Here is a 26,230-nt window from a genome sequence, read left to right on the forward strand (position 1 = left end):
TTGCCGCTGTCGTCACTGCAGGCCTGCCGCGTTTTGAATCAGATGTGCGTAGAAGCGAATCATGCCGACATAAGACTGCACAGCAATGCGTTCGTTCGCGCCATGCACGCGGGCTAAATCTTCTGGACGATAGAGGCTCGGTGAAAAGTTATAACGGCTCTCGAATACGTCGGTGTAGTGACGATTATCGGTTGCGCCGGTCACGATGCCGGTGCTGACCAAGGCCTCTGGAAACACTTGGTTCACGGTCTTTTCGATCACCGCAAAACTCGCGCTATTCGAATCTGAAACGGGCGAGGCTTCGCTCTCCATATGGCCATCGATCGCAATCTCGATGTGCTCGTCATCGATGACATCACGCAGATGCGCTTCGACATCTTTGACCGTGTCGCCCGGCAACAAGCGGAAATTGATCACGGCATAAGCTTCTGTCGGCAAAACATTGTCTTTGATGCCCGCACGCAAGATGGTCGGCGCTGTAGTGGTTCGCACTAACGCGCTGCTCACTGGCGTGGCCGACATGGCGCGCACCAGTAAGGGCTCAAACAGCCAACGGTTCGCCATCAGAACGCGGCGCGCTAAAGGCATTTCGGGTGCGAGGCGATTCAGCATTTCATTAACGGGTGGCGTTAGACGCCCAGGCATGCGCTTTGCCTGCACGCGTGAAACCGCACGTGCGAGATCGCCGACTGCCGTATCCGCAGGCGGCATGGATGAGTGCCCGCCTTTTGCGCGCGCTGTTAAACGAAAAGAGACATAGCCTTTTTCCGCCACCATGACTGATGCAACCGGCTTATCAACACCAGCGATAACGCCTTGTGTGATGGCGCCGCCTTCATCAAGCGAGAACTCGGCTTTGACGCCACGCGATTTGAGTAGCGCGGCCATTTTTACTGCGCCCTGATCGCCACCAATTTCTTCGTCGTGACCAAAAGCCAGATAAATCGTGCGGCTAGGGGTGAAGCCCTGCGACAACAAAGTTTCGACGCCTTCGAGCAAGGCAACCATATTGCCTTTGTCATCAAGCGCGCCGCGGCCCCAGATAAAACCTTCTGCGATATCACCGGAGAATGGCGGATGTGTCCATTGTTTTTCAGTGCCGGGCTCTACGGGAACAACGTCCATATGCGCCAGCAGCAAAATCGGTTTGGCTTTGGGATCTTTGCCCGTCCATGTGTAGAGCAAGCTGCCGCCATCGAGACGTTCGCGCGTGAGCGCGGCGTGCGTTTTCGGGAAATTCTTTTGCAGATAACTGGCGAGCGCATCGAACTGTTTGATATCGATGTCACTACGATTTTCAAAAGAGATGGTCGGAATTCGAATCGCACCAGCCAAGCGTTGCGCACTGGCTGTCGCATCAACATCCAATAACTTTGTCGTTGCCGCATGTGTTGCCGACGCAGGCAGATGCGCGGTGTTCCACGCCAGAATCGTGGCAATCACAATCAGCCCGGCCACAGCAATTTTGCTCAAAAGTTTCATGTGCGCTCCCCATGCTATGACAGCACTGTAACTGGATTGCGCCCAAATAAAACGCCGGCACAAAGGCCGGCGTTTTATTTAAAGCAAAGCGTTAAAAGTTAGGGGGCAACAGCCAAGGCCCGCAGCTTCAACGACGTGCCGCTCACCTTCACCGTACCGCCACAAGGTGCGCTTGCGCCGGTCGCGAGATTCACTTTACGCAGCGTGCGCGTCGAACCTTCGTGAACGAAATAGCCGACGTTGTTCACGGTGTCGATGTTGAAGGTCTGCGCAGCAGAAGTCGTGGAAACATTCACGCCCAAAGCGCCAACCGTGAAGAGCTGTCCGCCATTGGGCGACTGTGGGTTGGCATTGACGCTACCCAAAGTTGCCAGCACGTCTTGCGTAGCATCGAGGACATAAGCAGTTGTTACAAATGGATCCGGCCCGGTGCCCGCGCCAGTCGTCGCTTTGTAAGCCATGCCGCGTAAAGAAAATGTTTTGCCTGCGTTGATGTCGCCGGTGGCATACATCAGTGAGGTATCCGTGGCCGCCAATGCGCCCGTATCTGGATTCAAACGTACGTTGACGCTGCCAGCTTTATTGATGAGGCGAATACGATCCGGCACGGGGTTGAAATTAAAACCGCCGACGTCGGCGCCAACGGATGTCACTGCGGCCGCGCCCACAATCGTGGCAGCGCCCGTGGTGGGATCAACCGTATAGACGCGGTTGTTGTCGGCGAGAATAAACGTGGCGCCGGTTGCAGGCCGCACGTCCAAGCCCACCACCTTGGCAGCACCGAGGCCGGTGACCGCGAAGCTGCTGATCTGAACAGAAGGATCCGCGCTGCTAAATTTGATGAGTCTGTCGTCTTCAGTCACTGCCAACAGATTCGCCGCTGGAACGCAGTCGCCGACTCCGACCACATCTGCATCACCATCACAGCCCGACAACACCGTCGCCGAGAGCAACGTCAGGCTAAAAGCCCAGATCGCATTCTTACGCATGTTCATCTCCATTGAGTGTTCGCTTACACGGGGTGAAAATCCGGCTGGGGAGACCCATTCGGAAGTCCTTATAGATTCTTTACGCAGAATAGCGATTTATGGATGCGCGTCTGTCGGATATCGCACATAGAAACGCCGGCACTAAGGCCGGCGTTTCTGGTAAAGCTACTTCGCTTTTAAGCAAAGTGACAAACGTAATGCAGTGTTTCCAGCGTTTCGATATCAAAGGACGAATTGCCCGGGGCGTCGAATGACTGGCCGCCTTTGTATTCTTTGAATTCGGTCTCACCAGCAAGCTTCACAAGGCAACGGCCTTCGATCAGTTCCATGATTTCTGGAGCGCCGGTGCCGAAGGTGAGCTTGGAAGGCAGGATCACGCCGACGCTTTTACGCGTGCCGTCTGCCAGCAAAACGGTGTGGCTAACGCACTTGCCGTCGAAATAGACGTTGGCTTTTTTAACAACGCTAACTTGGTCGAACTGGGACATTTAGACCTCGACCATCATGAAGTCGGATTTACCGGCGCCGCAGTCAGGGCAGGTCCAAGTATCCGGCACGTCTTCCCAACGGGTGCCTGCAGGGATGCCTTCATCGGGCACGCCAACGGCTTCGTCGTAAACATAATCGCAAATCAGGCAACGCCACTTTTTCATGACAGCTTCTCGACCTCAGGACAATAAAAAGCGGCGCGGCCAACTGGCTGCGCCGCCGGTTCAATGGTGACTATTATGCCGTAAGCGCCGGGTATTGGGCGATGACCTTGCGCCGTAGCGAGGGTTTGATATTGGCTTTTGTCATATCCCCACCGTAGTGGGCGACCACCCGCGGGTTCATCACCGCGAACCAGATCGGGGTCATATAGGCCAGCAGCACCATCGAGGCATAGCCGGAAGGTAGCTGGGGGCTTTCATCAAAATGGCGCAGCGCTTGGTAGGGGCGCGTGGGGTTGGCGTGGTGATCGGAGTGTCGCTGCAACTGGTACAGCATCAAATTGGTCACGGTGTGATTGCTGTTCCAAGAATGCTTAGGATGACAGCGCTCGTAATGTCCGTTTTTCATGCGCTGACGGCAAAGGCCGTAGTGCTCCACATAGTTCACCGCTTCCAACAAGCTGGAGCCGTAAAAGGCTTGCAGCAAAATAAATGGCAGGACTTTCCAGCCGAACAAAGCCGTCAGCGCGCCATATAAAACGACGGTAATCGCCCAGGCTTGGAGATTGTGATTACTCCAGTGCCACACCGATTTACGGTGACGCGTCAGTCGCTCGCGCTCCAAGCGCCACGCCGAAATGTGGCTGCCAATCACGACGCGCGGATAAAACTCCCAGAAGCTTTCGCCGAAACGTGAAGTCGCCGGATCTTCTGGCGTCGCCACGCGCACATGATGGCCGCGTGGGTGTTCGACAAAGAACTGGCCGTAGGCGGTTTGCGCCAAGGAAATCTTCGCCAACCAGCGTTCGAAAGAATCCGTTTTATGACCCAACTCATGCGCGGTGTTGATGCCGATGCCGCCGACCATGCCCACGCTCATCGCCAATCCCAGCCATGAATACCAAGCCAGATCATGCGTAGCGATGACCCAAACGCCATAAATAAACGAAACGTATTGCAGCGGCACAGCCAAGTAGACCGCCCAGCGGTAGTAGCGATCTTTTTCGAGAGTGGGCACAGCCTCGTCAGGCGGGTTGCTGGCATCAGCGCCGATCAACCAATCCAAAAATGGGATCAGGCCGTAGACGAAAGCGATGGGGGTCCACCAAAACAGCGCATTACCGGTGAGATTCACCAGCAGACCGCCGACTAGCGGCAGCAGCGTCATTGGAATTCCCAGCAGCCATAAATAGCGCTTGCTGTCCGTCCACTGCGCAGGCAATAGCGTCGCAGTTGTCATCCCCCACCTCCCTGTGTCGTGGTCATCGGGCATGGCGATGACTGGACTGCAACCGAAGCTATGCCTCGTTTTTAGGAAGGTCAACACCCTTAAGTGCCTACCCATGCTCGCTTTTCCCCTACCCGGGGCAGACAAGGAGCCCTCACTTGCGACAAGATGCGGGACAGATGGAACGCCTAAAGCATCCGTCTATCCGCATAAAGGAATATAATTTCCTGCTTGCCACACCTTATATGTGTACCTGCCGCCATGCGCCTACATCCCTCGTTTAAAACCCTGGAATCACTACTCAGCCGCCGCATCCTCGTGCTGGACGGTGCCATGGGCACGATGATTCAGCGCCACAAGCTCGAGGAAGAGCACTACCGCGGCGAGCGTTTCAAAGATTGGCCGAGCGACATCAAGGGCAATAACGATCTGTTGGTACTGACGCAGCCCGAAATCATCTTCGAAATCCACCGCCAGTATCTGGACGCCGGCGCGGACATGATTGAGACCAACACCTTCAGCTCCACCACGGTCGGCATGCACGACTACGGCATGGAAGCGCTGGCGTATGAGCTGAACATTGAAGCGGCGAAACTCGCGCGCAAAGCTTGCGATGAATTTTCGACGCCTGAGCGTCCACGCTTTGTCGTCGGCTCCATCGGCCCGACCAGCCGCACCGCCAGCATTTCGCCAGACGTTAACGATCCGGGCTTTCGCAATGTCAGCTACGACGAACTCGTCACCGCTTACATCGAACAGTCGCGCGGCCTGATTGATGGCGGCGCCGATATCCTGCTGATCGAAACCATCTTCGACACACTCAACGCCAAGGCAGCGATCTTTGCAGTTGAAACTTTGTTCGAAGAACTCGACCTGCGCTTGCCAGTCATCATCTCCGGCACGATCACGGACGCATCCGGCCGTACCTTGTCGGGTCAGGTTTCTGAAGCGTTCTGGAACTCGGTGCGTCACGCCAAGCCACTCGCTGTGGGCCTCAACTGCGCACTCGGCGGCAAAGACATGCGCCCTTACATCGCCGAGCTTTCACGTCTCGCCGATTGCCAGATCTCTTGCTACCCGAATGCCGGTTTGCCGAATGCCTTCGGTGAATACGACGAGAAGCCAGAAGACACGGCGAAGATCATCGAAGAATTCGCATCATCCGGTTTGGTCAATATCGTCGGCGGTTGCTGCGGCACCACGCCGGATCATATTCGTGCAATTGCCGAACACGTTGCGACGCAGAAGCCACGCGAAATCGCGACGCCGCCACGCGCTTGTCGCCTCGCAGGCCTTGAGCCTTGCAACATCATGGACGACACGCTGTTCGTCAACGTCGGCGAACGTACCAACGTCACCGGCTCCGCCAAATTCCGCGATCTGATTAAAGCAGGCGACTACAACGCCGCACTCACCGTTGCACGCCAGCAGGTAGAAGCGGGCGCGCAGGTGATTGACGTCAACATGGACGAAGGCATGCTCGACGGCATGGCCGCGATGGAGCGTTTCCTCAAGCTCATCGCCGCTGAGCCCGACATCTCACGCGTGCCGGTGATGATCGACTCCTCGAAGTGGGAAGTGATTGAAGCGGGCTTGAAGTGCGTGCAGGGCAAGCCGATCGTTAACTCGATTTCGATGAAAGAAGGCGAAGAGAAATTCATTCGCGAAGCCAAGCTGTGCCGCAAATATGGCGCAGCCGTTGTCGTGATGGCCTTCGACGAACAAGGGCAGGCGGACAATCTTGAACGCCGCAAAGTCATTTGCGCGCGTGCATATAAAATTCTAGTTGAGCAGATTGGCTTTCCTGCGGAAGACATCATCTTCGACCCGAACATTTTCGCAGTCGCCACCGGTATCGAAGAGCACGCTAACTACGGCGTTGATTTCATCGAAGCCACGCGCTGGATCAAACAGAATCTGCCGGGTGCATTGATTTCCGGCGGCGTGTCGAACGTTTCGTTCTCGTTCCGCGGCAACAATCCAGTGCGCGAAGCAATTCACGCTGTGTTCCTCTATCACGCGATTAAAGCGGGCATGGACATGGGCATCGTCAACGCCGGCGCGTTGGTGATTTATGACCAGCTCGATCCTGAACTGCGTGAGCGTATTGAAGACGTTGTTCTGAATCGCCGTGCCAACAGCTTGGAAAGCACCGAGCGCTTGCTTGAGATTGCTGCCAAGTTCAAAGGCGATGGCTCGAAACAAGAAGTGGCGGATGAAGTCTGGCGCTCGTTGCCGGTTGGCGAGCGCATTACGCACGCACTGGTGAAGGGCATCGACGCGCATGTTGAATCCGATACCGAAGAACTGCGCGCAGAAATTTTCGCGCGCGGCGGTCGTCCGATTGAAGTGATTGAAGGTCCGCTGATGAATGGCATGAACGTCGTCGGCGATTTGTTCGGCGCAGGCAAAATGTTCTTGCCTCAAGTCGTGAAATCCGCACGCGTGATGAAGAAGGCCGTGGCCTATCTAATTCCGTTTATCGAAGCTGAGAAGAAGCCTGGCGATGTGGTTAAAGCCAAGGGCAAGCTGATCATGGCGACGGTGAAGGGCGACGTGCACGACATCGGCAAGAACATTGTCGGCGTCGTGCTTCAGTGCAATAACTATGACGTCGTTGATCTCGGCGTGATGGTGCCTGCGCAAAAGATTCTGGATGCGGCCAGAGAACATAAGGCCGACATCATTGGCCTCTCCGGTTTGATCACGCCTTCGCTCGACGAGATGGTGAATCTCGCCAAGGAAATGGAGCGTCAGGGTTTCGACATTCCATTGCTGATCGGCGGCGCTACGACTTCGCGTGCGCACACCGCCGTGAAGATCGACAAGCAATATCACGGCCCGGTCGTATGGGTTAAGGATGCGTCACGCTCTGTGCCCGTAGCGGCCGCGCTGCTTTCGGCAGAACAACGTCCGAAGCTGATGGAAGACGTGCAGAAGGAATACGACTCCATTCGTGAGCGCCACGCCAACAAGCAGAGCCACGACAAGTTCGTGAGCCTTGCTGCTGCGCGCGCAAACCGCACACCGATTGAATGGAACGGCTATCAGCCGCCACGCCCACGCATGTTGTTGCAGCAGGCTAAAGACGTTTGCCACGGCCCCGGCTGTGATCACGCGCATCACGCGGCGACGCAGTTCGTTAAAACCTTCCATGACTATTCGCTGGCTGAGCTGCGCGAATACATCGACTGGCAGCCGTTCTTCATCGCTTGGGAATTGAAGGGTCGTTATCCGGATATTCTCAACAATCCGGTCACGGCTGATGCTGCGCGCAAATTGTTTGCGGACGCGCAGACCATGCTCGACAAGATCATCGAAGAGAAATGGCTGACCGCGAATGGCGTGATTGGTTTGTTCCCAGCCAGCCAGGTCGACAACGACGACATCGAGATCTACAGCGACGAATCGCGCACAACGCCGATTAAGCGTCTGATCAATCTGCGCCAACAAGGCGAGCATCGCGAAGGCGTGCCCAATCGCTGCCTCGGCGATTTCGTCGCACCGAAGAGCACAGGCCTGCACGATTACGTCGGCGGCTTTGCTGTCACCACGGGCCTGGGCTGTTCCGAACGCGTCGCTGCGTTCCGCAAAGAAAACGACGACTTCAGCGCGATCTTGCTGGAATCCATTGCCGATCGTTTAGCCGAAGCTTTCGCCGAGCGCTTGCATCAACGTGTCCGCAAAGAATTCTGGGGCTATGTGCCGGATGAACATCTGGACAACGAAGCGCTGATCAATGAGAAGTACGCGGGCATTCGTCCTGCACCCGGTTATGCCGCCTGCCCTGAACACAGCGAGAAAGCCACATTGTGGGAACTGCTCGATGCTGAGAAGAACACCGGCATCACGCTGACCGAGAGCTACGCGATGTGGCCAGGCGCGGCCGTGAGCGGTTGGTACTACGCGCATCCGCAGTCGCAGTACTTCGTCCTCGGCCGTATCACCAAGGAACAAGTTGCTGACTACGCAGCGCGCAAAGGCTGGACGCTAGCGCAGGCGGAAAAGTGGCTGTCGCCTAATCTGGGTTACGAGCCGGAAGACTAAGAACGGGCCTTAAAACGCCTGTTGGCATTTTTCCTACCTGCACAAAATTCTTTTCGCGCTAGAATCGACTGATATGGCTACGACCCTGAAACGCGATTGGCTCGAACCACCCTCGTGGTGGAAACGCTGGAAACCGCTGCGCATTCTTGCGCTAGGTGTCATCGGCTTTTCTGTGTTGTCCACGACGTGGACGATTAAGAAATACGTGTTGCCACCAACGCCGCATCCGCTCACCGAGCTCTACACCTCGACGGTGGGGCAGAAGGTCGCACTGGGCGCTTTCCAAAGTTACAGCACGCTGGAAACCGTTCGCGCAGCGCTGACCAAAGCTGATTATCAATTCACGACCAAAAGCTCGCACACACCGTTCAGCGAACTGTATCCGCCGCACGATATGGACACGCTGTCGGTCGAGGCCTACACGCACCTCGACAATGAAGGCTCCTTGAATTTGGAGTTCTTCAACAACCGTCTTTATGAGGTTGAGTTCATCCCTGAAGACCCGGCCAGCTATGCACGCGCAGTGCGTAGCGCGTATCCGGATCTGAAGCGCAATCGCATCGGCGATGCCTTATTGATCAGCGGTGCTCTGCGCATCAGCACCAACGTCGATCTGGTTCGCAGCGACGTCGGCCAATCTTTGCGCGCTCGTCCTTTCGTGATCTGGCAAGACTTGCGCCTGACCCGTCAGCGCGATCAGTGGGATCGTGACTACGGCGAAACGCCGGTTAAGGCTTACTAATCGGCGCGACAGCCAGCTTTTCCGTTGTTAAACGGTCAGGTGGTGTCGCACGAGGTCGTCGGTCAATTCCGAGATATCGCCCTTCGCAACGAAACGGCCCTTATCCAGAATTTCAAAACGCTGCCCGACGCGTCGAGCAAACGGCAGCTTTTGTTCAACCAGCAATACGGTTAAACCCAGTTCGCGATTGAGCTTGATCAACAGATCGCCAATCTCGTGAACGATATTCGGCTGAATGCCTTCACAAGGCTCATCAAGAATCAGCAAGGTCGGATTCAGCACCAGCGCGCGCCCAATGGCGAGTTGCTGTTGTTGGCCGCCTGAGAGATCACCGCCGCGTCGCTTCGACATCTGCTTGAGCACGGGAAAGATGCTGTAGATGCGCTCCAGCACATCAGCCATGCGCTCACTATCTTTGCGTGCGTACCAGCCGATACGAAGATTCTCTTCAATCGTCAGCTGTGAAAAAATTTCACGCCCTTGCGGCACATAACCAATCTGCAAAGCGGCGCGTGCATCGGCGTTGCTCTTGCGCAGATCATCGCCGTTAAAAATAATTTCGCCGTTGGCCGCAGGCGTCAGCCCCATGATGCAGCGAAGCAAAGTGCTCTTGCCCATGCCGTTGCGGCCCATCAAGCAGGTGATGCTGCCGCGCGGCACGGCCATCTCGACATCCCAAAGCGTATGACTGCCGCCATAGAACTGGTTAAGCCCTTTGACGTGCAGCAGTGTGCTGGCAGGTTCACTCGCCAAGATAAACCTCCACCACTTTGGGATCGTTCTGAACTTTGTCGATGCTGCCTTCAGCCAGCACCGATCCTTCGTGCAACACAGTGACCGTGCGCGCAATCGAACGCACAAAATCCATATCGTGTTCAACCACAACCACTGAACGCTCACCCGCAAGCGACACCAACAGCTCCGCGGTCTTTTCAGTTTCTTGTGGCGTCATGCCGGCTACGGGTTCATCGACCAGCATCAGCTTCGGCTCTTGCACCAGCATCATGCCGATCTCCAGCCACTGCTTTTGCCCGTGAGAAAGGCTGCCTGCTTGTGTGCTGCGATGATCTTTAAGGCCGACGGTTTCGAGTACCTGATCGATACGCGCAATCTGCGATGGACTCAGCTTGGCGAATAAAACTTTCCAGACTGAACGTTCGCCAGCGAGTGCCAGTTCCAGATTTTCGAACACGGTGTGATTTGGAAATACGGTCGGCTTCTGGAATTTACGGCCGATGCCGGCTTGCGCAATTTCAGGTTCGCTCAAAGCCAACAGATCAATCGTCTGACCAAACCAGGCAGAGCCTGTGTCAGGACGCGTCTTGCCGGTGATGACATCCATCATCGTCGTTTTGCCCGCACCGTTGGGGCCAATGATGCAGCGCAGTTCACCCGCCTCAATGTAGAGATTGAGATTGTTGAGCGCCTTAAAGCCGTCAAAGCTAACGCTGATGCCTTCAAGATACAGAACAATGTTGTGGCTCAGATCCAACGGCGGCGGAGCGGAGTAATGGCCGCGCGATAACAAGCGGCCGATTGAGGTCATGCTCATGCGCGCCTCCGTGCCAGCTGACTAATCAAGCCGACGATGCCTTGCGGTAAGAACAACGTGACGCCGATAAACAACGCGCCGAGCGCGTAGAGCCACACTTCCGGCAAAGCTGCGGTGAAATAAGTTTTGGCGTAGTTGACCAACACCGCACCGAGCGCCGCACCGTAGAGCGTTCCGCGTCCACCGACGGCAACCCACACCACCACTTCAATTGAATTGATTGGCGCAAATTCGCCGGGATTGATGATGCCGACCTGCGGCACATACAAAGCGCCTGCGATCCCTGCGAGCACCGCAGAGAAAGTCCACACCCAAAGTTTGTAGGACTCAACTTTGTAGCCAATGAAACGCGTGCGGCTTTCAGCATCGCGCACCGCTTCAATCACGCGACCCAAACGTGAACGCACAACATAGCGTGAAGTGAAGTAGGCCAGACCCAAGGCAACGGCGGTTGCAATGAACAGTGCAACGCGGGTCGACTGAGCCTGTAAATCAAAACCTAAAATATCTTTGAAGTCGGTCAGACCGTTGTTGCCGCCAAAACCCATTTCATTGCGGAAGAAGGCGAGCAACAGCGCATAGGTCAGTGCTTGCGTGATGATCGACAGATACACGCCGGTGACGCGTGAACGGAATGCGAACCAGCCGAATACATAAGCCAACAAACCCGGCGCCAGCACAATCATGATCGCGGCGAGCCAGAAGTGATCCATGCCATGCCAGAACCATGGCAGTTCTTTCCAATTCAGGAACACCATGAAGTCCGGCAGAATAGGATCGGCATACACACCACGCGTTCCGATCTGACGCATCAGATACATGCCCATCGCATAACCGCCCAGAGCGAAGAAGGCGGTGTGACCCAAACTCAAAATACCGCAGTAGCCCCAGATCAAATCCACTGCGATGGCCAACATGGCGTAGCACATGTATTTGCCAATCAACGCGACGGAATAGTTGGGGATGTGAAGGAAAGAACCTTCCCCTGTTGCGAGGTTCAGGGTCGGCACCAACACCGTCACGAGTAACAGCAGGCTAAAGAAAATGCTGCTGCCGCGATCGGTTGCGAAGAAACGCTCGCTCAACGTCTTGATGATCATATTAGTTCTCCACCGAGCGGCCTTTCTGCGGGAACAATCCGCGCGGCCTCTTCTGGATGAAGACGATCAAGAAAACCAATACCAAGATTTTGGCCATCACTGCGCCAGCCCAAGGCTCAAGCAATTTGTTCACCACACCGAGCGACATACCGCTGATCAGCGTGCCCCACAAACTGCCGACGCCGCCGAACACCACCACCATGAATGAATCGATGATGTAGGCCTGTCCGAGGTTGGGACCCACGTTGGTGAGCTGCGACAGCGCGACACCGGCAACACCCGCAATGCCGGAGCCCAAACCAAATGTAGCTGCGTCGATCCATTCAGTCCGCACACCCATCGCGCGTGCCATCGCACGGTTTTGCGAAACGGCGCGTACTTTCAAACCGAGTGAGGTGCGCTTAAGAATCAGCTGCAGTGCCGCAAACACAATCAACATGAAGAACACGATGTAGAGACGGTTATAGGTCACCGAGAAGGCATCGTTGATCACCAGCGAACCGCTCATGAATTCTGGCGAAGCGACTGAGCGATTCAATGGTGAAAATACCGAACGAACAAGTTGCTGCAAAACCAAGCTCAGGCCGAAAGTCGCCAATAACGTTTCCAGCGGACGCCCGTGCAGGAAGCGAACAATGCCACGTTCAATACCCACACCCACCAAGCCAGAGACCAGAAACGCTGCAGGCACCGAAAGGAATAGCGACAAGGCAATGTGCTGCGGCATCAACAGCTGCATCACGTAGGTGGTGTACGCGCCGAGCATGATCAACTCGCCGTGGGCCATGTTGATGACGCCCATCACCCCGAAGGTAATCGCCAAACCAATCGCAGCGAGCACCAGCACGGAGCCGAGACTGAGACCGAAGAACAATGTTTCGAGTGCGCCATAGGCTTTGCGGCGTGTTTCAATTTTCCTGATGCCCTCGGCTGCAGCTGTGCGCACGCGCAGATCAGGTTCGGTAAAGCTGCCGTCGTCATTTTTTGTAATCAGCGTCGTCAGGCCGTTGTAAACCTCGCTGCTGATATCGCCTGACAAAGTCTCGACGGCGGCAAGTCGAATGTTTGCATCAGCGCTTTGCAAATCAGCGAGCGCCAGCGCACTGCTGATGGATTTTTGAATGCTGGACTCTTTTTCTAGCGGTAAACGCGCGCGCAGCGCTGCTGTGCCGGCTTCATCCAGATCACGCATGATCGATTGAACCGCCTTGCTACGAGCATCTGCGTCCGCACTGGCCAGATCGAGTTGTGCACAAAGCGCTCTGAGCCCTTTGCGCAGTCGATTGTTAGTACCGATAGGACTGATTGATTCAGCATTAACCCCCGTCACCGCAGCACCGGTGATCGCATCGCTCAGGTTTTTAGCAGCAAGCGCTTCGTCGCTGCTTTGAGAGATGTATACCTTGCCTGCTTCAGTCGCCATCAAGCGGCCATCAAGCAGTGCATGTAATAAATTGGGAGCCTGCGGATTTCCGCTTTGCGAAATCTTTTGCAGGAGTAATTCTTTATCGTCGTAACTGGCTTCCGGCAATGCGGCAACCATCGCCTCGTACGTCGTCGGCAGTACGGTTGCTGGCGCTGCATCTTCTGCTGCGTCTTGCGCGTTGGCGCAGATCGCGCTCAAGGCAAGCAACAGTCCGCAGAAAATTTTGGCCGTTTGATTCTTCATTTTTGGTAGTTCATTCACTCACCGAGTCTGCCTTTAAGGCAGAAATCGGACTCCGGGCGATAACAGCCCGGAGTCCAATGCTGCTACACGTTGTCACGCCATCAGAAATTTTGACCTGAGCACTTCTTTGTCTTGGTGTTGTAGTTGCCGCACTTCAGCGTCACCCAATCCGCCACCAGATCTTTGCTACCCGGCAGGAAGTCGCTCCAAGCGTCGCCTGGAACTTCTGCTTTGGTCTTCCAAACAATGTCGAACTGACCGTCATCCTTGATCTCGCCGATGTAGACCGGCTTGGTGATGTGATGGTTAGGCAGAACCTTGGCTACGCCACCGGTGAGGTTTGGCGTTTCCAGACCGATGATGGCGTCAGAAACTTTGCTCACGTCGGTGGTCTTGGCCTTCTCAACAGCCTTCACCCAAAGGTTGAAGCCGATGTACGTCGCTTCCATTGGATCGTTGAACGTGCGCTTGTCGTTCTTGATGAACTTGTGCCAGTTATCAATCGCAACCTTGTTAGCTGGGCTCTTGATTGACTGGAAGTAGTTCCAGGCAGCGAGGTGACCCTGAAGCGGCTTGGTATCAATACCAGCGAGTTCTTCTTCACCGACCGAGAACGCAACAACTGGAATGTCTTCAGCCGAGATCTTCTGGTTGCCGAGTTCTTTATAGAAAGGAACATTGGCGTCGCCGTTGATCGTCGATACAACTGCTGTCTTCTTACCAGCCGAGCCAAACTTCTTGATGTCGGAAACAATGCTCTGCCAATCCGACTGACCGAACGGCGTGTAGTTGATCATGATGTCTTCAGCTTTCACGCCTTTGGACTTCAGGTACGCCTCGAGGATCTTGTTGGTGGTACGTGGGTACACGTAGTCGGTACCTGCAAGAACCCAGCGCTTAACCTTCAAATCTTTCATCAGGTAGTCAACAGCCGGAATCGCCTGCTGGTTAGGCGCGGCACCGGTGTAGAAAACGTTCTTGGAAGATTCTTCGCCTTCGTACTGCACGGGATAGAAGAGCAGTCCGTTCAGTTCTTCAAACACTGGTAATACGGATTTGCGTGAGACCGAAGTCCAGCAGCCGAAAACAACATCCACTTTATTTTTAGCCAGAAGCTCGCGCGCTTTTTCTGCGAACAGTGGCCAATTTGAAGCAGGGTCAACCACAACCGCTTCGAGTTTCTTGCCAAGCAAACCGCCTTTCTTGTTCTGCTCGTCGATCATCATCAGGACGGTGTCCTTCAATGTCGTTTCTGAAATCGCCATCGTTCCCGAGAGCGAATGCAGTACGCCGACTTTAATGGTGTCTGCAGCCTGCGCCAGCGAACTGGCAGCGAGAAGGCCCGCAGCCGCGGCGCTCAACAGTGCGCGACGGATCATAGGAATAGCTTTCATGAATCAATGCTCCTTATTTCGGTTAAGAGATCGTCGTGAGATCGATCAAATCTGAATTTGTAAGCCGAGGCCGATCTGTTTCGAATCCACTTCGCTCGGAGGTGCGTCGTCGAAGCTGGTGTCGATGTAGAACAGGCTGAGGCGTGCGTTGAAAGCTTTGATGATGTAATTCACATCGACTTCTGCAGTGTTGCGTCCAATGCTCGGGCCGCCTGCGTCATAGCTGCTGGAAGCGTATTTGCCGAGAATCTGGAATTTGCCCTGCAACTTGCCGACGCCAACAGTGGTTGGGAACAAGTAAGAAGCCAGGCCGAAATAGCCATCGCTCTTGGTGAACGGAACGCTGACGCCATAACCACCAAAGCCGTCGTACTTGGCGTATTCAGCAGAAAGCGTCACAACGCCACCGCCAGCCAATTTCTTTTCCATGATGCCGTCGATGGTGTAAGCGTTATCGCCGCTAACCAATTGCGTCGACGCACCGAGTGCAAGAATGTTCTTTTCGCCGTAGTACGTACCGTTGAGGTAGTAGCCCGGTTCTGCATCCCAGAAATCGTATTGAACGCGCGCGGCGCTCACGACTTTGCTGTCGCCGGTGGTGCTAGGCACATCGAAGAAGCCAGCAGAAACTTTCAGCTTTTCAAAATCGCCCCAGTAAGCGACGCCGTTGTCACGACCTGCAGCGAAGAATGGAAAACCATCCTGCACGCCTTCCGTCGCAAAGCCCCATTCGTTGGAGTAATACGGTCCATTCAAATTCGCGCGGTCGCTAGGCGGCAAAAAGCGGCCAGCCCAGATGTTGACCTGCGGTGAAAATTCGAAGCGCGCAATGGCATCAATCACCTGCACCTTGCTGTCGGCATTGTCGTATTCGGTATTCAGCGTGAACTTGATGTAGTCGTTCACCGTGCCGCCGAGATATAGGCGAGCGCTGTTCAAATTGAAATCGTTAGGGTCTTCAGCAGCGCCATCAACGCTGGTGTGCGTGAAGCTGCTGCGCATTCCCGCCCCGACGGAAATGGTTGGCAGCGGAATTTCCGCCGCAAAAGCCTGCGCTGTCGGCAACGCCGCCAGTAGTGCAACACCCGCCATGGCGAGCAACTTCGGCGCAAACGCGCCAGTGGTGATGTCCCTTGGTGAAGCTTTCATTGATAAACCCCCTGTTGGATCAATTGCCGCTGTGCGGCACCCGTTGTCTGAGCACAGTGCTGAGTGGTGCTGCATTGCCAACTCACTCGCCCGATTGCTACGGGGATCAGACTAGGTGGGGGTTCTCAACTCCGGTATGGGGCGTTTGACGTAGGTTCAAAGAAACCTTCGACAGGCAGCATGTGCACTGTCATTAGCCAATAACGGTCACTGCGTTAGTCGCCATTTGTGTTTGATAGTCCTGCCAACAGCTTGCCAATGATCGCGCGCGCGCAACGCGTGCACGGTGCTGCACGCATCGCATTCAAAGCTGAAGAGGGAGTAACGCGGCTGGCGGATTTGTATCAACACGCGCCGTGCCGGTTTCTGTTTCCACATGTCGAGCCTGACGAACCGGCGCAAGCGGTGCTACTCACCACCAGCGGCGGACTCACCGGCGGTGATCGACTGGCTGTGGAGATTGAGGCGCGCGTCAACACTTGCGTCACGGTCACCACGCAAGCTGCAGAGAAACTCTACAAAGCCGCAGACGGCGAAGAAGACGTTCGCGTCGATATTCGCTACCGCGTTGGCGAGAACGCTTGGGCGGAATGGCTCGCGCAAGAAACCATCCTGTTTGATCGTGCGCGCTTGCGCCGCAGCTTCACGGCGGATCTCGCCCCCGGTGCACGCTTGCTCGCGCTTGAGAGTGTTGTGTTTGGTCGCACCGCAATGAATGAACGCTTCGACCATGGTCTGCTGCACGATGCCTGGCGTATCCGCCGCAATGGCCGTCTGATCTGGGCGGATGCGCTGCATCTCGAAGGCGACGTTGCACAGCAACGCGCTCTGCCATTTGGATTTGGCAATGCCTGCATCACCGCAACGCTGTTGTACGTCGGCGACGATGCAGCGAATCACCTTGAAGTCGTGCGCGAGTTGCTCGAGCCCGACAAAGACCTAGGCGCCGCCACCTGCATGGATGGCTTGCTGATCGTGCGTTTTCTTGCAGACGACGCCACGCGCCTGCGCCCTCCACTCATGCGTATTGCGGGTGGCCTGCGAAATCTCGCCACCGGCATGCGTCCACACCTGCCCCGAGTCTGGAGCTGCTGATGAATCTCACCCCACGCGAAAAAGACAAATTGCTCGTCTCGCTCGCAGCCATAGTCGCGCGTCGACGTTTAGAGCGCGGCGTCAAACTCAATCATCCCGAAGCGATTGCGCTAATCACCGACACCGTGATTGAAGGCGCACGCGACGGCCGCAGCGTCAGCGACATGATGCAAGCGGGCGCACAAGTGATCAGCCGCGCGCAGGTGATGGAAGGCGTGGCGGAAATGATTCACGAGATTCAAGTCGAAGCGACTTTCCCTGACGGCACCAAGCTCGTCACCGTTCATCAACCTATCCGGTGAAGCCCGAGAAATTTATGATCCCTGGAGAAATTATCAGCGCCGATGGCGATATCACGCTTAATGCGGATCGCCCCGGCTTCAAGCTCAGCGTTGCCAATAGTGGCGATCGTCCGATTCAAGTCGGCAGTCACTATCACTTTGCAGAAACCAATCCTGCGCTGACCTTCGATCGCGTCAAGGCGCGCGGCATGCGTTTGGATATTGCCAGCGGCACGGCCATGCGGTTCGAGCCAGGCCAGACTCGTGAAGTCCAGTTGGTGCCATACGTCGGCAGCCGCATCGTGATTGGTTTCCGCGGCGAAGTGATGGGGCCACTATGAGCAATTCAATTAGTCGCCGCGCCTACGCTGGCATGTATGGGCCCACGACGGGCGACCGCGTACGTCTCGCGGATACCGAGCTCTTCATTCGCATCGAAAGGGATCTGACGACCTACGGTGAAGAAGTGAAGTTTGGTGGCGGCAAAGTGATTCGCGATGGCATGGGCCAATCACAACTGAGCCGCACGGAAGGCGCGGTTGATACCGTCATCACCAATGCCGTGATCATTGACCATTGGGGCATCATCAAAGCCGACATCGGTTTGCGCGGCGGACGTATCGTCAAAATTGGTAAGGCAGGCAATCCCGATGTGCAGCCGGGCGTGGACATTATTGTTGGTCCCGGCACTGAAGTGATCGCAGCCGAAGGCAAGATCATCACCGCTGGCGGCATCGACGCGCACATCCATTTTATTTGTCCGCAGCAAATTGATGATGCGCTGTGCGCTGGCGTCACTACCTTGCTTGGCGGCGGCACTGGCCCTGCACATGGAACGTTAGCAACTACGTGCACACCGGGCCCTTGGCATCTGACGCGCATGCTGCAGTCGGTGCAGAGCCTGCCGGTCAACATTGGTTTGTTTGGCAAGGGCAATGCGAGCCAGCCACGTGCGCTGGAAGAAATGGTGCTCGCCGGGGCCTGCGGTTTGAAGCTGCACGAAGACTGGGGCACTACGCCTGCGGCGATTGACTGCTGTCTCTCTGTTTGTGATTCCTTTGATGTGCAAGCCACGCTGCACACCGACACGCTCAACGAAAGCGGTTTTGTTGAAAGCACGATTGCTGCGTTCAAAGGCCGCACGATTCACGCCTTCCACACCGAAGGCGCGGGTGGCGGTCATGCACCGGACATCATTCGCGTTGCAGGCTTGGCGAACGTATTGCCGTCGAGCACGAATCCAACGCGGCCTTACACGGTCAACACACTCGACGAACATCTCGACATGCTGATGGTCTGCCATCACCTTGATCCAAAGATCGCCGAAGACGTCGCATTCGCCGAAAGCCGCATTCGCAAAGAAACCATCGCAGCGGAAGACATCCTTCACGATCTCGGCGCGTTCTCGATGATGAGCAGCGATAGCCAAGCCATGGGCCGCATCGGCGAAACCGTGATCCGCTGCTGGCAAACCGCGCACAAGATGAAAGTGCAGCGCGGCGCACTGGCGCCGGACATCGACGGTGCCGACAACTTCCGTGTTCGCCGTTACATCGCCAAGTACACGATCAATCCCGCTATCGCTCACGGCATTTCGCAGCATGTCGGTTCGGTTGAAATCGGCAAGCTCGCGGATCTGGTGATGTGGTCGCCGGCGTTCTTCGGCGTCAAACCTGATCTAGTGATCAAGGGTGGCAGCATTGCCCTCGCGCCGATGGGCGATCCGAATGCCAGCATCCCAACGCCGCAACCTGTGCATTACCGCCCGATGTTCGGCTCGCTAGGCCGGGCTGGCATTGAAAGTGCTTTGCTATTCGTGAGCCAGGCTTTTGTGGATGTTGGCAATGCACAGAGCTTGGGCATTTACCGCCCACTCGCCGCCGTGAGCAACACGCGAGGCGGTATCAGCAAGCGCAGCATGATTCACAACAACGCCCTGCCCAATATTGAGGTTGATCCTGAAACCTATGAAGTCCGTGCCGATGGCGAATTACTCACCTGCGAACCAGCCTCGGTACTCCCGATGGCGCAACGTTATTTCATGTACTAACCATGCTCCGCGCCTCTGAATTGCTGAAGGTCGGGCAGTGGTCGTCGAATGACGCCGCTGACTCCATCACACTGGATTACGACGAGCGTCATCGCCGCCGCTTCCGCTATGTCAGCGCGAGCGGTGTGGAATTTTTGCTCGATCTGGCTCGCGCCACCGTATTGCAGGACGGCGATGGCCTGCGTCTGACCGATGGCCTCATCATCGTCGTTCGCGCCGCGCCAGAAGCCCTGACTGAAATCCGCGCCGACAGCCCCGCCGAATTGCTGCGCCTCGCCTGGCATATCGGCAATCGTCACCTGCCCGCACAACTTGCCGTCGACTGCATCTACATCCGAGAGGATTACGTCATCACCGACATGCTGCGCGGCCTCGGCGCGACAGTGCGTTCAGTGCATGCGCCGTTCTCGCCAGAGCAGGGCGCATATGCGGGCGGCCACGGTCATCACGACGGCGCTGCCGCACATCCCTTCGTGTTCGCCGCTGCGCCGACACATGGCCACTGAAATGCTGACGCCGCGCGTACCGCCTGAGGCGATGTATCGACTGCTGGCTTGGTGTTCTCCGAGTTATCCGACCGGCGCATTCAGCTATAGCCACGGTCTGGAATGGGCGGTGGAAGAAGGCGGCGTGCGGCGTGTTGCTGATGTCGTGGATTACATCAGTGCGGTGCTGGAACGCGGCGGTGCTTGGATTGATGCCGTGTTGTTTGCACATGCCTATCGCGCTGCAGCGGCGGGCGATGACGACACGCTTGATGAAATCTCTGAACTGGCCGCCGTCTTTCGCGCCAGCTCAGAAACCGCTTTAGAAAGTCGCCAGCAGGGTTCAGCCTTTTTAAGCGTCACCCGCCGCGCTTGGCCGCATGCACGGTTGGACGACTATGCAAAACGTCAGCATGACCAAGCCACTTCACACACGGTGGTTGTGGCTCTGAGTTGCGCAGCTTATGAAGTGCCACTGCAACCGGCCTTGCATGCCTATTTACACAGCGTCGCCGCCAATCTGGTTTCCGCCGGATTGCGCCTCGTGCCACTGGGACAAACCGATGGCCAGATCGCTATTGCCCGCCTCGGCCCGGTGGTTGAAGCCGTAACGGCACGCGCCTTGCTGACAAATCTGGACGACCTTGGCAGTGCCGCGCCGGCGCTGGAATTTTGCTCGCTCCGCCACGAAACCCAATACACAAGACTCTTTCGATCATGAACGCACCTCAACCTCTCCGCGAAGTCCCGCAGTTCTCGCCCGGCAACGGCCCCCTGCGGGTCGGCATCGGCGGCCCGGTCGGCAGCGGCAAAACCGCGCTGACCGAGCGTCTGTGCAAACTGATGCGACAGGTTTACGACGTCGCCGCCATCACCAACGACATCTACACAAAGGAAGACGCCGAGTTTCTAACCCGCGCTGGCGCGCTGACGCCCGATCGCATCGCTGGCGTCGAAACCGGCGGCTGTCCACACACGGCCATTCGTGAAGACGCCAGCATCAATCTGGCCGCGGTCGCTGAAATGCATCGCAAGTTTCCGGCGCTGGAACTGATCTTTGTCGAAAGCGGCGGAGACAATCTCGCCGCGACGTTCTCGCCAGAACTCGCCGACATCACGATTTACGTCATCGACGTTTCCGCGGGCGACAAAATTCCACGCAAAGGCGGCCCCGGCATCACGCGCTCGGATTTACTCGTGATCAACAAGATCGATCTCGCCCCGCTGGTCGGCGCTTCGCTGGAAGTGATGGATCGCGATTCGAAAAAAATGCGTGGCGAGCGTCCTTTCATTTTCACCAATCTCAAAATCAATAAAGGCGTGCATGAAATCGCCGCCTTCATCGCTAAAACCGGCGGCCTACCACCGCGCGAATTTCCGGAGACCTTCTAATGCGTAAGATTTCTACTATTGGCTTGGCACTAAGTCTGTTGCTGGCGACTGCGCCAGCGTTTGCTCATCCCGGTCACGATCTGCCCGGTGCAGGTTTCGTCGCAGGCCTGATGCATCCGCTACTCGGTCTCGATCATTTGTTGGCGATGCTGGTTGTTGGCGTCTGGGCCGCACAACTCGGTGGTCGTGCGCGTCTGTGGGTGCCTGCGAGTTTTCTAGCCTTGATGGGTTGTGGCGCGCTGTTCGCTTTCAACGGCTACACGCCGCCGCAAGTTGAAGCAGGCATCGCCGCTTCTTTGCTCGCACTGGGTCTGCTGTGTGCCACCGCATGGCGCTTGCCACTGCAACTGGCAATGAGTGTTGTTGGCGTCTTCGCTTTTTTTCACGGCGCAGCGCATGGCAGTGAACTGCCAACACTTGCACAGCCTTCGGCATTCGCACTTGGGTTTTTGTTCGCGACAGCGACGCTGCATATTGCAGGCTTGTCTTTCGGCACCGTGTCAGCACGTCACTCGCGCTGGCTCGCGCGAGCTTGTGGTCTTGGCACCGTTGCGGTTGGCCTCGTCTACAGCTTCGCGTAAGAAACGGTGTCCACGCCTCGCGAATATGTGATCCATCCGCAACAGCGGATCGTTCGCGAGCGCCGCCAATACAATAAGTGGGCGGGTAGTCAGACGCTGGAAGACTACGCGTTGCGTTACACCGCCGAGAAGGCACGCAAGCGCTCGTCATTCGTTATTGCCAGTACCGCGCTCGGCGCGATTTCTTTTCTGGCTTGCGAAGCAATTGGTGGCAGCCTGAGTCTGCAGTTTGGTTTTGCCAATGTGATGCTGGCGATTGCTGTGGTGTCGGTGTTCATGTTTTTGGTGGGCCTGCCGATTGCCTATTACGCTGCGCGTGACGGACTCGACATCGATCTGCTGACGCGCGGTGCGGGCTTTGGCTACATGGGCTCAACCATCACTTCGCTGATCTACGCCTCGTTTACATTTTTATTGTTCTCGATTGAAGCCAGCATCATGTCGCAGGCCTTGCACATGGTGACGGGCATGCCGTTATGGATCGCACATCTGGTCAGTGCGCTGGTGGTAATTCCCATCGCCATTTACGGCATCAGTTTGATCAGTCGCATGCAGGTGTGGACGCAGCCAATCTGGCTGGTGCTTCAAATCGCACCCATCATCTATCTGTTTTGGAATTACTCGTCGGATATGCACGACTGGCAATCGTTTGCAGGCCAGCGAGGCACCGGCGGCAACACGATTGATTTGCCTTTGTTTGCAGTCGCAGCGTCCACACTCTTATCGCTGCTGCCGCAGATTGGCGAGCAGGCGGACTATCTGCGTTTCATGCCAGATCGCGAACGCGTCGGCGCTTGGCGCTGGTGGACCGCAGTGCTCAGCACTGGTCCGGGCTGGGTTTTCATGGGCGCGCTGAAACTCGCAGCCGGTGGTTTGCTTGCCTGGTTCGCACTGCGTCATGGCGTTCCTGAATCTGCGGCGTCTCAGCCGGTTGAAATGTTCAATGTCGTGTTTCGCGACATGTTGGATTCACCCGCCGTGGCGCTGGCCGTCACCGGCGTGTTCATCGTCACTTGCCAGATCAAGATCAATACGACGAACGCTTACGCAGGTTCTATTGCATGGTCGAATTTCTTCTCACGCCTGACACACGCACATCCGGGTCGCGTGGTGTGGCTGGTTTTCAATGTACTCATTGCATTGCTGCTGATGGAGATCGGCATCTTCAGTGTGATTGAAAGTCTGTTGATGCTCTACGCCAATTTTGCGGTCGGCTGGATCGGCGCACTCACTGCCGATCTGGTCATCAACAAACCACTCGGCCTGAGTCCGCCAAATATCGAGTTCAAACGCGCGCACTTGTACGACATCAATCCCGTCGGCGTTGGCAGTATGCTGCTGTCGATCATTGTTTCGACCAGCGCATTCTTTGGCATGTTCGGCACTTTGCCGCAGGCGCTATCGCCGTTCATTGGTTTTGGCGTAGCGATGGTGACAGCACCTTTAATCGCTTGGGCAACGGGTGGGCGTTTCTATCTGGCGCGCCAGCCAACAGGATTGCCAGAAGGGCTAAAAGAAATTCGCTGCGTGATTTGTGAAACCACTTTTGAACGACCGGACATGGCGTTCTGCCCAGCCTACAAAGGACCGATCTGTTCACTGTGCTGCACACTGGAAGCGCGCTGTCACGACGTCTGCAAAGAAGAGAGTCGCTTCGGTCAGCAGATTGCCGCAGTGCTCGCGCGACTGTTGCCGGGCAAACTCGCCAACTCGATGCATATCCGCAGCGTCGGACACTTTCTCGGCATGTTGTTTCTGTTCACGCTCGCGATTGCCTGCCTGCTGTCGTTCATCTATTTCCAATATGGAACGCTAGTGCCAGATGCGCGTGGCGTGATTGGCACAACCTTGTGGATCGTGTTCCTCGCGCTGTTCATTTTTTCAGGCGTGGCTTGTTGGTTGTTGGTGCTGGCGCATTCCACACGTAACACCGCATTGAGCGAGTCATCCAGACAGACCGCGATGCTGATGGATGAAATTGCTGCACACGAACGCACTGACGCCGCGCTGCAGAAAGCCAAGGAAGTTGCAGAGGCTGCCAACGAAGCCAAGAGTCGCTACGTCGTCGGCATCAGTCATGAAATTCGCTCACCGCTGAATTCAATTTTTGGCTATGCACAGTTGCTGGAACGCGAGCCTGCGAATCCGCCACAAAATGCTGTGCGCGTAATTCGTCGCAGCGCGGAACATCTATCCAATCTGGTTGATGGTCTGCTGGATATTTCGAAAATTGAAAGTGGTTTACTGCGACTGAACCGCGACAAGGTCCGCTTGACTGATTTTCTCGATCAGATCGTCGACATGTTCCGTGTGCAGGCTGTGGCCAAGGGCATTGAGTTCCGTTATGAAGCGGCTGCATGGTTGCCCGCTGTAGTAAACATTGATGAGAAACGCCTGCGTCAGGTCCTGATCAATCTCTTGTCCAACGCAATCAAGTTCACTGACAGCGGTCACGCCTCACTCAGCGTGCGCTATCGCTCGCATGTCGCCGAGTTTGAAATTGCTGATACCGGCATCGGTATTCGTCCACAAGACATGGATGACATCTTCAAGCCGTTTGAACGCGGCGGCATGCCGGGTGCAAAAGCTGCGCCGGGCGCAGGTCTGGGCCTGACGATCACCAAGGTGCTGGTGCAGATCATGGGCGGTGAAATTTCCGTGCAGAGCACGCCGGGCGAAGGCAGTCGCTTTCTCGTGCGCCTGCATTTATCGGAAGCACGCGGCGAAGCCTCTGCGGAAATTCGTCGGCCAATCATCGGCTATGAAGGCCCGCGCAGAAAAGTGTTACTGGTGGACGATGATCCCGAGCATCTCAATCTTCTTCGTCATCTTTTAGCGCCGCTAGATTTCCGTTTATTCCAAGCCAGCGATGGTCTCGCTGCTGTAGAAATGGCGCAGCAATGCCAACCTGATTTGGTGACGCTGGACATCGCGATGCCCGGCGCCAACGGCTGGGAAGCTGCTGCTCGATTGCGTGAGTTGATGCCCGCGCTTCGCATCGTCATGGTTTCTGCGAATGCACATGATCATCGCCCCGGCGACAACGATGACGAAACACATGCTGCTCACGATGCCTTTGTCACCAAACCTATCGACGTCGATTTTCTGCTCGAGCGCCTGCGCAGCTTGCTGGAGCTTCAATGGATTTACGCCGAAGTTTCACCTGTTGCTTTAGCACCTGCTGCGGCATTACTGAGTGCCAGTTCTCTAGGCTTGCGCAAACACTTGAGCGCGCTGCGCCAACTCGGTCGCATGGGACATGTGCGCGGCATTGAAGCCAAGCTGCGCGAGATTGAAACAGAGGATCCGGGCTGCGCTCCACAACTTGCACATCTGCGACAGCTCGCCAGCAGCTTTGATCTCAAAGGTTATCTGAGCGCCTTGGATACCATGGACAACACCCCCTCATGAACGAAGAAAGACTCGTACGCCGCGACATTGTTCTGGCCGTGGATGACACGCCAGAAAGTCTGAGCCTGCTGACCGATACGCTGGAAAGCGCAGGCATCACCGTACTCGTCGCAACCAGCGGCGAGGGCGCGCTGAATTTGCTCGATGAAGTCACGCCTGATCTGATCTTGATGGACGCGATGATGCCGGGCATTGATGGCTTTGAAACTTGTCGTCGCATCCGACAGGAAAAACGTCTAACGCAACTGCCGGTTATTTTCATGACCGGTCTTACCGAAACCGAACATGTGCTGCGCGGCTTGGAAGTCGGGGGCGTTGATTACGTCACCAAACCACTCATCTTGAGCGAACTCCTCGCTCGTATACGTGTGCATCTAGCGAATGCTCGTGTGGCGCAGGCTTCGCACACCGCATTAGATGCGACCGGCCGCTTCTTGCTATCAGTCGATGCCAGCGGCCAGCCGCAGTGGTGCACGCCGCGTGCAGAGCAGCTGCTCGCACAACTTTTTAAATCGAATCCGACGGAACTGCGCTTTCCTAAAACGATTGCTGATTATCTAACCCGACTACGTGTCGAAGGCGTCATCGGAGGTCCGATGGGACTGACGGTTGGCACACGTAAGCTAGAGTTTTCCTACATCAGCTCTGCGGGTCCCGGTGAGTACCTGTTCCGCCTTGCCGAAATCGTGATGGATACAGACGTCGAACAAGCTAAACAGGCGCTGATGCTGCAAGGTGCGCTTGTACTGACTGCACGCGAAGCAGACGTGTTGCTGTGGATCAGTCGCGGCAAATCAAATCGCGATGTCAGCGAGATTCTCGGCATCAGTCCGCGTACGGTGAATAAACACTTGGAGCAAGTTTTCGAAAAGCTCGGTGTTGAGAATCGTGCATCTGCAGCAGCGCGTGCTGTTCGGATTCTCAGTCAGTAAG

The 26,230-nt window shown here is 56.0% G+C and carries 23 protein-coding genes; 12 read left to right on the plus strand and 11 right to left on the minus strand.

All coding sequences use genetic code 11. From position 1 onward, the window contains the following. Positions 1-12: 12 nt before the first annotated feature. The 5 genes from CJD38_RS08210 to CJD38_RS08230 all read right to left on the minus strand — a co-directional run bounded on the left by CJD38_RS08210 (position 13) and on the right by CJD38_RS08230 (position 4,361). Positions 13-1,482, minus strand: coding sequence for a M20 family peptidase (locus tag CJD38_RS08210; RefSeq protein WP_107939862.1), 1,470 nt, complete (start codon positions 1,480-1,482; stop codon positions 13-15). A 98-nt stretch (positions 1,483-1,580) separates the two neighbouring features. Then, the gene (locus CJD38_RS08215; protein WP_161554191.1) at positions 1,581-2,471 is read right to left on the minus strand and encodes a DUF4394 domain-containing protein; all 891 of its coding nucleotides are present in this window, start codon (positions 2,469-2,471) and stop codon (positions 1,581-1,583) included. Between the two features lie 176 nt (positions 2,472-2,647). Further along, the gene (ppnP, locus tag CJD38_RS08220; RefSeq protein WP_107939864.1) at positions 2,648-2,959 is read right to left on the minus strand and encodes a pyrimidine/purine nucleoside phosphorylase; all 312 of its coding nucleotides are present in this window, start codon (positions 2,957-2,959) and stop codon (positions 2,648-2,650) included. After that, a complete protein-coding gene (locus tag CJD38_RS08225; protein ID WP_107939865.1) occupies positions 2,960-3,124 on the minus strand; it encodes a rubredoxin in 165 nt (54 codons plus the stop codon). Between the two features lie 73 nt (positions 3,125-3,197). Next, positions 3,198-4,361 carry an alkane 1-monooxygenase gene (locus CJD38_RS08230; RefSeq protein WP_107939866.1) on the minus strand — a complete coding sequence of 388 codons (1,164 nt, stop codon included), beginning with the start codon at positions 4,359-4,361 and terminating at the stop codon, positions 3,198-3,200. A gap of 249 nt (positions 4,362-4,610) precedes the next feature. Between CJD38_RS08230 and metH the strand changes: the two genes are divergently transcribed. Both metH and CJD38_RS08240 read left to right on the plus strand, forming a co-directional pair. Beyond that, positions 4,611-8,396, plus strand: coding sequence for a methionine synthase (gene metH, locus CJD38_RS08235; RefSeq protein ID WP_107939867.1), 3,786 nt, complete (start codon positions 4,611-4,613; stop codon positions 8,394-8,396). A gap of 73 nt (positions 8,397-8,469) precedes the next feature. Then, on the plus strand, positions 8,470-9,138 hold the full coding sequence (locus CJD38_RS08240) for a hypothetical protein (RefSeq protein WP_107939868.1): 669 nt from the start codon (positions 8,470-8,472) through the stop codon (positions 9,136-9,138). Positions 9,139-9,165: 27 nt separating this feature from the next. On the opposite strand, the gene urtE is transcribed toward CJD38_RS08240, so the two are convergent. The 6 genes from urtE to CJD38_RS08270 all read right to left on the minus strand — a co-directional run bounded on the left by urtE (position 9,166) and on the right by CJD38_RS08270 (position 16,002). Further along, on the minus strand, positions 9,166-9,867 hold the full coding sequence (urtE, locus tag CJD38_RS08245; RefSeq protein ID WP_107940331.1) for an urea ABC transporter ATP-binding subunit UrtE: 702 nt from the start codon (positions 9,865-9,867) through the stop codon (positions 9,166-9,168). Positions 9,868-9,880: 13 nt separating this feature from the next. Next, complete coding sequence (urtD, locus tag CJD38_RS08250; RefSeq protein WP_206362951.1) at positions 9,881-10,684, minus strand: urea ABC transporter ATP-binding protein UrtD; 804 nt, start codon at positions 10,682-10,684, stop codon at positions 9,881-9,883. Positions 10,685-10,686: 2 nt separating this feature from the next. After that, positions 10,687-11,790: an urea ABC transporter permease subunit UrtC gene (gene urtC / locus CJD38_RS08255; RefSeq protein ID WP_107939870.1), complete on the minus strand. Its 1,104-nt coding sequence runs from the start codon at positions 11,788-11,790 to the stop codon at positions 10,687-10,689. A gap of 1 nt (position 11,791) precedes the next feature. Further along, positions 11,792-13,459 (minus strand): urea ABC transporter permease subunit UrtB, encoded by a 1,668-nt coding sequence (gene urtB, locus CJD38_RS08260; protein WP_107939871.1) that lies wholly within the window; start codon positions 13,457-13,459, stop codon positions 11,792-11,794. A 101-nt stretch (positions 13,460-13,560) separates the two neighbouring features. Further along, complete coding sequence (urtA, locus tag CJD38_RS08265) at positions 13,561-14,838, minus strand: urea ABC transporter substrate-binding protein (RefSeq protein WP_107940332.1); 1,278 nt, start codon at positions 14,836-14,838, stop codon at positions 13,561-13,563. 60 nt (positions 14,839-14,898) lie between these two features. Next, positions 14,899-16,002, minus strand: a complete 1,104-nt coding sequence (locus tag CJD38_RS08270; protein WP_107939872.1) for a porin family protein — start codon at positions 16,000-16,002, stop codon at positions 14,899-14,901. A 228-nt stretch (positions 16,003-16,230) separates the two neighbouring features. Here CJD38_RS08270 and CJD38_RS08275 point away from each other — a divergent pair, with 228 nt between their 5' ends. Genes CJD38_RS08275 through CJD38_RS08320 form a run of 10 tightly spaced genes read left to right on the plus strand, consistent with a single transcriptional unit; the run spans position 16,231 to position 26,229 of the window. Then, positions 16,231-17,097 (plus strand): urease accessory protein UreD, encoded by an 867-nt coding sequence (locus CJD38_RS08275; RefSeq protein WP_240783567.1) that lies wholly within the window; start codon positions 16,231-16,233, stop codon positions 17,095-17,097. Further along, positions 17,097-17,399 carry an urease subunit gamma gene (locus tag CJD38_RS08280; protein WP_107939873.1) on the plus strand — a complete coding sequence of 101 codons (303 nt, stop codon included), beginning with the start codon at positions 17,097-17,099 and terminating at the stop codon, positions 17,397-17,399. Before CJD38_RS08275 ends, CJD38_RS08280 begins: the two co-directional genes overlap by 1 nt. A 14-nt stretch (positions 17,400-17,413) precedes the next feature. Beyond that, entirely contained in the window at positions 17,414-17,719 is a 306-nt protein-coding gene (locus CJD38_RS08285) for an urease subunit beta (RefSeq protein ID WP_107939874.1), read from the plus strand. Next, a complete protein-coding gene (gene ureC, locus CJD38_RS08290; RefSeq protein WP_107939875.1) occupies positions 17,716-19,428 on the plus strand; it encodes an urease subunit alpha in 1,713 nt (570 codons plus the stop codon). Before CJD38_RS08285 ends, ureC begins: the two co-directional genes overlap by 4 nt. 2 nt (positions 19,429-19,430) lie before the next feature. Next, the gene (ureE, locus tag CJD38_RS08295) at positions 19,431-19,934 is read left to right on the plus strand and encodes an urease accessory protein UreE (protein WP_107939876.1); all 504 of its coding nucleotides are present in this window, start codon (positions 19,431-19,433) and stop codon (positions 19,932-19,934) included. Continuing rightward, positions 19,924-20,634 carry an urease accessory protein UreF gene (locus CJD38_RS08300; RefSeq protein ID WP_240783568.1) on the plus strand — a complete coding sequence of 237 codons (711 nt, stop codon included), beginning with the start codon at positions 19,924-19,926 and terminating at the stop codon, positions 20,632-20,634. The genes ureE and CJD38_RS08300 overlap by 11 nt, the downstream gene beginning before the upstream one ends. Next, positions 20,631-21,305 carry an urease accessory protein UreG gene (ureG, locus tag CJD38_RS08305; RefSeq protein ID WP_107939877.1) on the plus strand — a complete coding sequence of 225 codons (675 nt, stop codon included), beginning with the start codon at positions 20,631-20,633 and terminating at the stop codon, positions 21,303-21,305. Before CJD38_RS08300 ends, ureG begins: the two co-directional genes overlap by 4 nt. After that, complete coding sequence (locus CJD38_RS08310; protein WP_107939878.1) at positions 21,305-21,886, plus strand: HupE/UreJ family protein; 582 nt, start codon at positions 21,305-21,307, stop codon at positions 21,884-21,886. Before ureG ends, CJD38_RS08310 begins: the two co-directional genes overlap by 1 nt. A gap of 30 nt (positions 21,887-21,916) precedes the next feature. Beyond that, positions 21,917-25,297 carry a hybrid sensor histidine kinase/response regulator gene (locus tag CJD38_RS08315; RefSeq protein ID WP_107940335.1) on the plus strand — a complete coding sequence of 1,127 codons (3,381 nt, stop codon included), beginning with the start codon at positions 21,917-21,919 and terminating at the stop codon, positions 25,295-25,297. Beyond that, positions 25,294-26,229 (plus strand): response regulator transcription factor, encoded by a 936-nt coding sequence (locus tag CJD38_RS08320; protein WP_107939879.1) that lies wholly within the window; start codon positions 25,294-25,296, stop codon positions 26,227-26,229. The genes CJD38_RS08315 and CJD38_RS08320 overlap by 4 nt, the downstream gene beginning before the upstream one ends. Position 26,230 lies beyond the last annotated feature (1 nt).

The organism is Stenotrophobium rhamnosiphilum, from assembly GCF_003052265.1.
Taxonomy (GTDB): domain Bacteria; phylum Pseudomonadota; class Gammaproteobacteria; order Nevskiales; family Nevskiaceae; genus Stenotrophobium; species Stenotrophobium rhamnosiphilum.